This window comes from Halostella sp. PRR32, assembly GCF_034808085.1.
GTDB classification, from domain to species: domain Archaea; phylum Halobacteriota; class Halobacteria; order Halobacteriales; family Natronoarchaeaceae; genus Halostella; species Halostella pelagica.
Genome location: NZ_JAXHGL010000009.1, coordinates 82,278 through 92,550 on the forward strand (window position 1 = coordinate 82,278; position 10,273 = coordinate 92,550).

Annotated in this window: 10 protein-coding genes and 1 pseudogene; 5 read left to right on the top strand and 6 right to left on the bottom strand. The window is 64.3% G+C overall.

The window, feature by feature from the left end:
- Positions 1-29: 29 nt before the first annotated feature.
- Both SM753_RS19575 and SM753_RS19580 read right to left on the bottom strand, forming a co-directional pair.
- Positions 30-191, bottom strand: a complete 162-nt coding sequence (locus SM753_RS19575; RefSeq protein ID WP_161972982.1) for a hypothetical protein — start codon at positions 189-191, stop codon at positions 30-32.
- Between the two features lie 143 nt (positions 192-334).
- A complete protein-coding gene (locus SM753_RS19580; RefSeq protein ID WP_369335385.1) occupies positions 335-916 on the bottom strand; it encodes a DUF5806 family protein in 582 nt (193 codons plus the stop codon).
- A 443-nt stretch (positions 917-1,359) separates the two neighbouring features.
- On the opposite strand from SM753_RS19580, the gene SM753_RS19585 reads away from it, so the two are divergent.
- Both SM753_RS19585 and SM753_RS19590 read left to right on the top strand, forming a co-directional pair.
- On the top strand, positions 1,360-1,779 hold the full coding sequence (locus tag SM753_RS19585; RefSeq protein ID WP_138799188.1) for a hypothetical protein: 420 nt from the start codon (positions 1,360-1,362) through the stop codon (positions 1,777-1,779).
- A 77-nt stretch (positions 1,780-1,856) separates the two neighbouring features.
- Positions 1,857-3,140, top strand: a complete 1,284-nt coding sequence (locus tag SM753_RS19590; RefSeq protein ID WP_323192784.1) for a hypothetical protein — start codon at positions 1,857-1,859, stop codon at positions 3,138-3,140.
- A gap of 110 nt (positions 3,141-3,250) precedes the next feature.
- Here SM753_RS19590 and SM753_RS19595 read toward each other — a convergent pair whose 3' ends face one another.
- The 3 genes from SM753_RS19595 to SM753_RS19605 form a co-directional block, all read right to left on the bottom strand.
- Positions 3,251-4,603: a glycosyltransferase family 2 protein gene (locus tag SM753_RS19595; protein WP_323192785.1), complete on the bottom strand. Its 1,353-nt coding sequence runs from the start codon at positions 4,601-4,603 to the stop codon at positions 3,251-3,253.
- A gap of 54 nt (positions 4,604-4,657) precedes the next feature.
- Positions 4,658-4,969 carry a HalOD1 output domain-containing protein gene (locus tag SM753_RS19600; protein WP_323192786.1) on the bottom strand — a complete coding sequence of 104 codons (312 nt, stop codon included), beginning with the start codon at positions 4,967-4,969 and terminating at the stop codon, positions 4,658-4,660.
- An 85-nt stretch (positions 4,970-5,054) separates the two neighbouring features.
- Positions 5,055-7,517 (bottom strand): GAF domain-containing protein, encoded by a 2,463-nt coding sequence (locus SM753_RS19605; RefSeq protein ID WP_323192787.1) that lies wholly within the window; start codon positions 7,515-7,517, stop codon positions 5,055-5,057.
- Between the two features lie 710 nt (positions 7,518-8,227).
- Here SM753_RS19605 and SM753_RS19610 point away from each other — a divergent pair.
- Positions 8,228-8,656 (top strand): universal stress protein, encoded by a 429-nt coding sequence (locus SM753_RS19610; RefSeq protein ID WP_323192788.1) that lies wholly within the window; start codon positions 8,228-8,230, stop codon positions 8,654-8,656.
- Positions 8,653-9,486: a hypothetical protein gene (locus SM753_RS19615; RefSeq protein WP_323192789.1), complete on the top strand. Its 834-nt coding sequence runs from the start codon at positions 8,653-8,655 to the stop codon at positions 9,484-9,486. The genes SM753_RS19610 and SM753_RS19615 overlap by 4 nt, the downstream gene beginning before the upstream one ends.
- A 46-nt stretch (positions 9,487-9,532) precedes the next feature.
- On the opposite strand, the gene SM753_RS19620 is transcribed toward SM753_RS19615, so the two are convergent.
- On the bottom strand, positions 9,533-10,012 hold the full coding sequence (locus SM753_RS19620; protein WP_323192790.1) for a hypothetical protein: 480 nt from the start codon (positions 10,010-10,012) through the stop codon (positions 9,533-9,535).
- An 85-nt stretch (positions 10,013-10,097) separates the two neighbouring features.
- On the opposite strand from SM753_RS19620, the pseudogene SM753_RS19625 reads away from it, so the two are divergent.
- Positions 10,098-10,273, top strand: a pseudogene (locus SM753_RS19625) (NADH-quinone oxidoreductase subunit B); the annotation flags it as partial.

The following is a 10,273-nucleotide window of genomic DNA, read 5'->3' on the forward strand; positions in this document are numbered from 1 at the left end:
AGCCCCGTACTCTCAGTGAGCAGCGTCAACTACGCCGACTGCGGCGTAGTTGCGCCGTCGACCCGTTCGAACGTGGTGTTCCCGCAGACGCAGTCGTCATCAGACAGGAGTTCGATGTCGCCGTCTGACACCCACGCCGGAAACGGAGTGCCGCAGTCGGTACAGTAGACCAGTTGTTTTTGGTATCCCATCCTTCGTTCCCCGTTCTATGAATGACTCAGCGGTACAATCAGTTCTCCCCCTATTATTTTGGGTACTCCCCCGAGATCGACTCCGACCGGAAGCCCTTCACGAGGCGAAATCCGAGGCCGAATTCGCTGATTGACGCCGGGTGTCAGTCGGATTCCGTCGGTTCGTCGCCGAGGCGTTCGTCGCAGTGCGGACAGCGGTCGTATCGGAGTTCGAGGCTCGCCTCGTGTACCGCTTCCATCGCGGCGCGTATCCGGCGTTCGGCGTCCGTTTCCGCGGTGTGAGACACGGTCGCGCCTTCGACTTCGATCAGGAACCGCGCTACCTCCGTCGCCTCGTACGCGATGTCGTCGAACTCTTCGGCGGTGAAGAAGTCGGAGTAGGCTCCGTAGAGAAACGTCGCCCCCGCTGTTCGCACCGTATCCTCGAACGCATTCCGCGCCTGGTAGACGGACTGGCGCGTGTACCGGTCGTTCATGAACGGGACGAGATCGGGGAGGTTCTCGCCGATCTTGGTCATTTCGACGCCGGTTCCCGTCCGGAAATCCGAACACAGACGGGCGATCGCCCACTGGCGCGCGGTGAAATCGACGCGCTCGCGGAGGAACTCGTTCACGCGATCGTACTCGGCACTTTCGAGTCTCTCGAAACGGTCGTACTCAGCAGTACCGCTCTGAGGGGTAGTTTGCGTATCTTCGGGCATGGTGTTTCGTGCGGTTGCCCGCATCCGTACACGGTGCTGAACGCGGATAAAATTCTCTATGACGGCGTTTAAGCGTCGGTTTTGCCTCGTAGATCGGACAGCTCCCGGCGGGATTGTCCGAAAACCACACCTTCAAGCCATTGAGTTCTTCGACAGATCCTTTTCTAATAGGCCCAGGCACTGTCAGAACAGCTCTGAACTCCCATTGTAGAGTTACATACGGCCGATACAAGCGTAAGAGTGGCTGTCATGTCACCGTTCTAGTTTCATGTTGCTCACCTCGGATTTAAAAGTAGCAGTGAGTAAGGGGGGACCGAAGTGATCGGCTCAGCGATCGCAACGAACGGTACCGGTTCGCACAAGGACGCCCCCGCTGTTGAGCGTGGCCGCCGGCCGTCGAGCGATCGGTCACCGTCTGTGACTACCGCTGCAACTGCCGGTCGCTTGAACTCTCTCCCAGATCACTCGTGAGCGAATTTCACAGTACGGACCGCGACAAACCGGTTGCGCCCGACACTGACGGATCCGCGGACCGCGACGAGGACGAGGAGACGATAGACCTCGCGGACGCGATGGGGGATCCCGACGCGGATACCGAGACGCACGGTGGCGAGCGTACTTCCCCTCGCTACTGCGCCGCCTGCGGCGAGACAACGCCGTCGTCCGGGCTCACCTGGCTGGCGATACGCGACGATAGCGGCGCATCGCACACAGCGATCTGCCGCGACTGCGCTCACGAGGCCGCCCGTCCTCCCGCCTGCGCGATCTGCCGAGCCACCGGTACCGAGACGTACTCCGTCACCTACGTCCGTAACGGCGAGCGGTTCGGTGCCGTCTGTGCGGCCTGTCGCGATGGTCTCTGTGACGGAGCGTCTGTGCGCAGATGAGGTCGTCGTGAGGAACTCACCGCGACCCGGCTATCGTGTTGTCCCATTTACGGATCTCCGGACGCTAACCACGTACTATGGGTGACGACATGGACGACGTGCTGTTCCCGAATCACGGGGACGACGGCAGAGCGGCGGTCTCCCGGCGGACGCTGCTCGCCGGGTCGATGGCCGCCGGTGCGGCGACAACCGCCGGATGCGCGGGGGCCGATACCGACGGTTCGAACGGAGACGACGGCGGGGACGAGAGTTCGGATACCGTCTTCGTCTTCAACACGGGCGATAAAACGATCAGCATCGTCGACGTCGCCAGCGACGAAGTCGTCGCGACCACGCAGTCGCGCCTGACGGCGTCGTTCCCGTCGAACCAGTACGCGCCGACTCTCACTGACGAGGAGACCGACCCGCTCTGGCTGAACGTCGACGAGGGCGTCCGGGCGCTCGAAGTCGGATCGCTCTCGACGGTCGCAGCGGTCGAGACCGGAACCGGAGCCAACTGGCAGGAGGTGACGCCGGACGGTCGCCACTTGGTCGTCAGTGCCCGCGAACCCAGCCACGCGCAGTATCGGGTCGACGCCGACCCCGGCTCCGACTCGTTCGGCGACGTGACGGCGACGATCGACCGAACGGACGAAGGCGGACGGGGAGACAACGACGGACCGGGACCGTGCGATGTCACGATCCACCCCGGCGGCGAGTACGCCTACGTTCCGGACCTGTACGGCGACACGCTCACGGTCGTCGACATCGAGGCGTTCGAGATCGAAACGCAGGTCGAAGTCGACCCCGTCGAGTCGGGAACTGCTCCGGCACCGTGGATGGGGACTGCCGCCGGAGACGGCGAGACGCTGTTCGTGGAGAACAACGAGGGCGAGACCGGGACCGAGAGCATCTGGGACGTTAGCGATCCCGCGAGCCCCACAGAGGTGACGAGGCTGACGAGCGATGACGGTCTCGGTTCCCTTCCGCTGACCAGCGAGATCGGTCCGGATTCCGCGGTCGGCTACGTGTTCACGCCGGAGACGGAGGACATCAGCGTCATCGATATCGAGGCAGGAGCAGTCGCCGGGCGCATCGATCTGGGCGGGAAAGCGTTCGTCGGAACGTGGGACCCGGCCCACGAGAAACTGTACGTACCCGTCCAGACGGCCGACGAAGTAGCAGTCGTCGACCACGCGGCGCGTGCGGTCACCGAAACACTCGATGTCGGCCCGGACCCGTACGGCGCAACGGCGGCCGCCGTTCGGCCCGAAGTCGACACTTCCGACAGTCGTCTGGAGCGACTGACCGCCCTCGGCGTCGATCCCGACTCCGGAACGTCTTACTGCATCGGCGAGTGCGCCTGCGGTCACGAGTGGTGATTTCGTCTACCGTTTAGACCGCCGACGCGGTTCCCGCGCCTCTCGTCGCGGCGGACGGCGAGGACGCGCGTTCGCACGTCCGGCGCGAGTCCGCGGCGCGTCGCCGACTGCTAATCCTCGGCGCTTACCGCCGAGTCGTCGGTGCTGTCGTCGGTACTGCTCGTCACGTAGGTGACCGGTGCGTCGAGGACGAACTCGTCGGCGAACGCGGTCACGACCACGACCCCCTGCACCGCGGCGTACGCCCACAGGGTGAACGGTGCTAGATACTCGCGACCGTCGTGAGGCCGGCCGGCGGCGGCGTCGAGCGAGAACACGACAGCGGCGGCGAACAGGCCCGCCACGGCCGGCGAGAGGCGGAGCGCAGCCCCGACGGGGTCCGCCGCGGGCGACGGTGAGGCGATCCAGAGGGCCGGCAACGAGAGAAACAGGATCGGGGCAAGCAGGACGTAGCCGAAGGTGAACGCGGCGTCGAGTTTCGCGACGGGCGACACCGACGGCGACCGGAGAAGTCCCACTGCGTGCCGCTGCGCGACCTGGAACGCGCCGCGGGCCCACCGTCTGCGCTGGCTAACCCATGCTCCGAGCGACGCGGGATTGTCCTCGTGGGTGACGATTCCGGGGTCCACACGAAGGCCGAACCCCGCCCGGTGTGTGCGACACGCCATGTCAACGTCCTCTATCAGAATCGTTTCGTCGAACTGACCGACCGCCTCGACCAGTTCGCGCCGGAAGACGACCTGACCGCCGGTAAAAATCGTGAATCCGCCGAACACGTCGCGAGCGTAAAACTCGGCCCGTTCGAGCAGGTGGCGCTCGACGGTGGCGTGGAGCGCGATGGGCGACGCGGCCGCGTTGGTCCCGTAACAGCGGCCCTTGACGCACCAGACGTCGTCGTCCTCGAACCACCGAACCGCGCGCCGGAGCATCCCGCGCTCCGGCCGCTGGTTCGCGTCGATGCTGGCGACGATGTCGCCCGACGCGTGCCGGAGCGCGTGGTTGACGGCCGCCGCTTTCCCGCCCGGCGGCGCGTCCCGCCGGACGGCGGTCACGCGGTCGTCCGCTCGATCCGCCGCCGTTGCGATCGCCGCGGTCCCGTCAGTCGAGGCGGACTCGTAACAGACGACGATACCGAGGTTCGGGTAGTCGAGCGCCCGACAGGCGTCGAGCGTCTCGCCGAGAACGTCCGCTTCGTTGTACGCCGTCACTACGAGGGTGACAGCCGGCCACTCGCCGACGGGCGGAGCGGGCGGTGACGGCGACCGTGCGGCGAGCGCGCTAGACCAGATCGCTCGGAGAGAAATCCCCACGAGCAGTGCCGTTCCGACCGTCGATACCGCGGCGGCGACGGGCGGGTACGCGAGCGCCGACGCGAGAACGAGGCCGGCGACGCCGACCGCGACCGCTCCGTACGTCGCGAGCGATGCCGCTGCCTCCGCGGACGACGGCGTCTCGACATTCATACCTTCGTTCACGACGGGACGGGGGAAAACCGAGGGGGCGTTCGCGCCGCCGGTTCACTCGTGAGCGATGGCGGATGCGGACGGACCGGACGCGGTCTCGGCCGGCGCTCGGACGACGACTCGCTGGTCGCCGCTGACGGTGACATCGCATCCTGCGAGTGTGAATACGACACGGCGTTCGAACGATCCGTCGGTCTCCCCGCTGAACAGCTGTTCCAGCGCGTCCGGGTCGATCGCGTCGTACAGGAGTTCGCCGAGTTCGAGCGGGTCGACGTCTTTGGCTTCGGCGACCGCCCAAATGACGGTTTCCGCGATAGATCTGTTCTGGGCGGTGCGTTCGACGGAGGTAGGTCGGGTCACGCTCATCAGTCTACTTCACGTTACACGAAGACCGCTATGGGGAGTGTGGCTACAGGTATACGGGCTGTGTCAGACGCGGGGGTATATGTATTCACTTCCCCTCGTAGAGAAGCGTCAGTAGCTTCCGCTCGGCGGCGCGCAGGTGTCGGTTGACGGTCGGCTGCGAGATACCGAGCGAGTCGGCGATATCCTGTCCCGTCTGGTCGCGAGGCCACTCGAAGTAGCCACCGTAGTACGCCGTCTGCAGCACTTCCAGTTGACGGGAAGTGAGCGACCGTTCCACCATCGACCGAAACCTCCGCTGGATCCGCGCGGATCTGTCGAGCTTTCGGCGGCCGAACAGTTCGACCTCGGCGTACGTGTGACGCACCCAGTCGACGAACGGCTCTAGGCCGACCTGGTCGGGAAATTCGACGAGGAGACGGAGAGTTGATGCGTTCGCGGTGCCGTTCCGAAGTACCACGCCGCGGTCGGACAGCGTTCCGAAGAACCCGTCGCCGTCGAACAGTATCTCCACGCGCGACTCCTCCGCCTCCCGGGTAACGACCGAAACGTCCCGGACGGCCGTGAGGTTCGTCAGCGCGTCGAGCGAATCGTCGATCTGGCCGGGGATCCGTACGAACGCCTGCACGCCCTCGTCGTTGCGGGCGAACCGTTCGAACTCGATTTCGTCGTCCGCGACGGCGGCCAGACGAACCGGATCGATGTCGTCCGTCACTTCGAATCCGAGTTCGACCGTCGACCCCGCGTCGGGGACCGGTGTCCGTCTGCTCGCGGTGAGTGCGAATCCGGCTAGTTCGCCGACCGATTCGAACGTCTCTCGCTCCCGCGTGTCGAACGCTTCGATTTCCGTCGCGTAAACGACCAACACGCCGTACTGCGTCTCTCGATGCGAGACGGGAACGGCGAGCACGGACCGGAAGCCGCGTTCCAGCGTGGTCTGTCGCCAGGGTTCGAACGGCGGGTCGCCGACGATGTCGTTCTGGACCTGTACCGACCGACTGTTGATGGCTGTTCCCGTCGGCCCCTGCCCTAAACTATTGTCCGCGGTCACGGACATCTCGTTCAGGTAACCGCCGCCGTGGCCCGCCGACGCCTCGGGCGTTATTTCGTCGGATATGGGGTCGTACTGGCCGAACCAGGCGAACTCGAACGGTCCGTTCGACGTGATCTGTTCGCAGACGTTCCGAAGTACGTCCCCTTCTGTGTCCTCTGCGATCACGGCGTCGATGCAACCCCGAACGATAGCATTCAGCGATTCGGTCCGCTGGAGCGACTCCGTCTGCTCAGTTAGCGAGGCCGTCTGCTTTCGCAACGACTCTTCTCGGTCGGCCCGCTCTAACGCGGCCGTTACGCTTCCACAGAGGATCCGAACCACGTTTCGCTCGCGGTCGGAAAGCGACCGCTCGGTCGTCGTCCAGACCAGAACGCCGTATCTCCCCAGCGGGACGCAAACACCCGTCTGCGGCGCGGGATCGACTCGTTTCGACAGTTCGGTGACTGTACACGTCACTTCGTCGTACGTCGTGAACGCCTGCCACATCGGAGCGCTCCCCTCGGCAGTGCTGAGTCCCTCACCAACCCCGGCCCCCGAGGGAAACTCCGCAACCGTCTCCAGTCCGCTGTCGCCGTCGTACAGGGATATCGAGGCGGCCGGCGCGTCTAACTGCTCTCCGATCGCGTTCACGACGACTTCGCAGATCTCGGCTCGCGTCTCGGCACCGGATAGATCCTGCGTTATCTGCGTGACGGCGGTGAGTTGACGCTGTTGTCTCGTCTGCGCCGTAATGTCGCGGATGATCCCGGTGAACAGCCGGTCGCCCTCGGCCCGGAACTCGCTGAACGAGACGGCGAGTTGGATCTCGCGTCCATCGCGGTGCCGCCCCGGGAGTACGGTGTAGTCCCAGTCTAGCGTCTTTTTGCCAGTCTGGAGGTACTCCGCCATGCCCGCTTCGTGACGGGCAGCCATCTCGTCAGACATGAGCGCCGTGAGCGGTTCGCCGAGGAGGTCGCTCGGTGGATACCCGAACACCTCCTCGACGGCGGCGTTGACGTACCGGATTGTACTATCGGCGTCGATAGTGACGATCGCCTCCGACGCCGCATCGGCGATCGCCTCCAGATGCGCATCGCCCCCCGCACCGCGCGGTTGCTCGGTGAGCAGTCGCCGGACGGTGCGAGCGAGAACGCGCTCGCTCGCCGCGCCGGCCCTATCGACCAGTTCGGAGACCCCGGCTTCGTACGCCTCGTCGACGGACCGTTCGTCGTCTACCGTGTCGTACAGGACGACCGGAAGGACGGAGCCGCGGTTTCGAAGGGCTGCCACGACGCCGATACCGTCGCCCGCTCGCAACCGCTCCGTACAGACCACGCAGTCGGTTTCCTCGCTGCTGATACCGTTTACCGCCTCGTTCTCGGTCGCGAACGTTTGCACCGAGACGTCGGCATCGAACCCGGCAGTCGCCGCGGCGACGGTGTCGACGACCGCATCGTCGCACGTCACGACGGCGATCGACACTGTCGACGGGAGCAGTCCTTTCGTTTGTTGTTCCATATTCTACAGGTCGAACCGTAATCTCCGTGTCCGATGACGGCTTTTTGTTCTCGGTAATCGTTTGGTTACGCGGATACTCTCAAAATAAGTCGCGTATTATAAAAGTTGAACACCCAAAAAATTAGGCCGGTAGCTGGATCCGCGTGTCATCGTCTCTCTGTCCGAGAGTGCTCTGGTAGCAACTGAAAGGCAATGTACGCCCGTTCCCACGACGGTTGTGCGATCAGAGCGTAAATCGTCTCAGTTGTTTGTATAGTCGGAACTGGCTGTCTCGCCCGGCGCATCTCCGACGGCGTTTCACCCGCACTTACTGGTGCGCTACCGAAAAGCACTCGTTGGGACCCCCAGCACCGGCGACTGACTATGAGGACCGCACCGCGATCGGCGATTCCCCGCAGTTGATACAGACGTACCGTTCGCCGGTCGTCTCGACCACGGGGGCGTTACACTCTACGCATTTTATCCGGGCATTCCGTGCCTGGCGTGGATAGCGACCCATGTGTCTACACCGTTGCTCCCGACGACCATATCAGGTACGACCGTTGCAGTCGATTCGATATCGTAGTATCTGATAGCAGATCCCTTCTCGCTCCCCGACATGCGTTTACGGACGCAACGCTCGTGTAAGGTCGACCTACGTACTCCGAAAGGAAGTAATACTAATCGTTACGGGGCAACACGTTTAGAGCCACCACGACGTGTCGCAGTGTATGTACGACCGGATACTACTGCCGACCGACGGGAGCGAGGAGGCACTCAGCGCGAGCGAACACGCGTTCGACATCGCGGCGACCTACGACGCCGACTTACGTGCGATGTTCGTCGTCAACGATACGCTGATGGCAACGGACGCGTACAGTGGCGTCACGGTCGACCAGGTCGAACGCGCGGGCGACGAAGCCCTCGACGAGATCAAACGACGAGCGCGTAACCACGGCATCGAGAACGTGATAACCGAGGTAACGTACGGTATTCCGCATCAGGCCATTCGGGAGTACGCCGCCGACAACGACGTGGACCTCATCGTGATGGGAACTCACGGGCGGACCGGCGTCGAACGGTACCTCCTCGGAAGCGTCACTGAAAAGATCGTCCGCACCGCGGACGTACCGGTACTGACTGTTCGCCCCGAAGAATGAGCACGCCAACGATCTCCGACGACGACGCATCGATACTCGAATATCTCGCGGACGGAGCGGCGGAGAGTGCGGCTATCGCCGACGCCGTGGGACAGGACGAGGGGGAGACCGCCGAGCGCCTCGACGGGTTGATCGAGGGGGGTCTCGTCCGTGAGGCCGAAGACGGATACGAGATAACCGACAGCGGCGAACGACTCCTCGCCGCCCCCGGAGATAGCACCGCGGACTCACGCGTCGACACACCACCTGCGGTCGACGAGGCGATAGACGAGATGGATCTCGCGCCCGACCACGCCGAGGCCATCGAGGAGGCGTTCGCGTTCCTGCGTCATTGGGGCGAGGCGTCGCGCGCGGAGGTGATAGACGCCGTCTACAGCGAGAACCCACTGGAGTACGCCGACGCCGAATCGTGGTGGGACGAGGCGATCCGCGACGCGCTCGCAACGCTGCCCGACATCGAACCGCCAGACGCGTCGAACGAGGACAGGACGTGGCGGTACGCCGGAACCCCCGGACGCGAGAACGGTGACGGTCGCCTGCCGTTCGACGTTCCCGAAGAACGGACGTACGGGAGCGTCAAACACGCGCTCGAATCGCGGGACGTCACCGACCGCCAGCGCGAGGCAGTCGCCGCCGCGTTCGAACTACTGCTGTCGAAAGGCGGCGCGACCGACGAGGATCTGCGGGCGCACGCCCACGACGCTGTCGACGTGGAGGCGTCGGCCGGAACGTGGTGGCGGGACGCGGTCGAACCCGTTCTGGAGGCGGTACCCGGTATCAAGCGAACGGACGACGGCCGATGGCGATACAGCGGTGACAGACCGACCTAATCGTCGGTCGTCGCCGTCGCGTCCTCGCGTCGTGCGTTCGGCGGCGTCACTCGGGCGGACGCCCCGACGGTTCCTCGTCGTCTAGGTCGGACAGCGCTCGCTCGTCGTTGTACTCCTCGCGGCCGCTCGCTTCGCCGGTCAGTTCGTTGAACACCGCCTCGCGCACCTCGTCGGCGGACTCGAAGCGCTCGTCGACGAGGCGGTCGAACACGTCTCCCACCGTCTCGGTCTCGTTAGCGAGGTCAATCTCCTGGTCGCCGTACTCCGTGGCGAGTTCCTCGCTCGTGGCGGGATACTTGTACTCGTCGAAGAACTCCGCTCCCAGGGCAGCGGACATCCGCTCCGCGCTCTTGGCCCGCTCGCGTCGTCGTTCCTGTGCGCGCTTGCCCACGTCCTCGACGTCTGGCTGGTCGTCGGCCATGGTCGGACTTTCCTCCGTGACGCGGATAAGCGTGAATTCCAGTTCGATACGGAGTGGTTTCCAGATAGCATCGTCGTACTGCCACCCGGCGGATATCAATGCCATGACACGGCCTAACATACTTCTCTGTGCCACCCGTACCACACGACACCCTCGGGTGGGGACAATGAGTGATTCTGAGGACCAACACATAGAGAAACGGTCACCGGGACGAGGCGCACGGACGGAGGGTGGGAGTCAACTCGGGAACCGATTCAACTCCCGGCTTCGGGAGGCGTTCGGGTCGTCCCCGTTCATCCTGACGAAGTTCGACAAGTTCATGAACTGGGTGCGGGGGTCGTCGATGTTCATGCTCCAGTTCGGCAT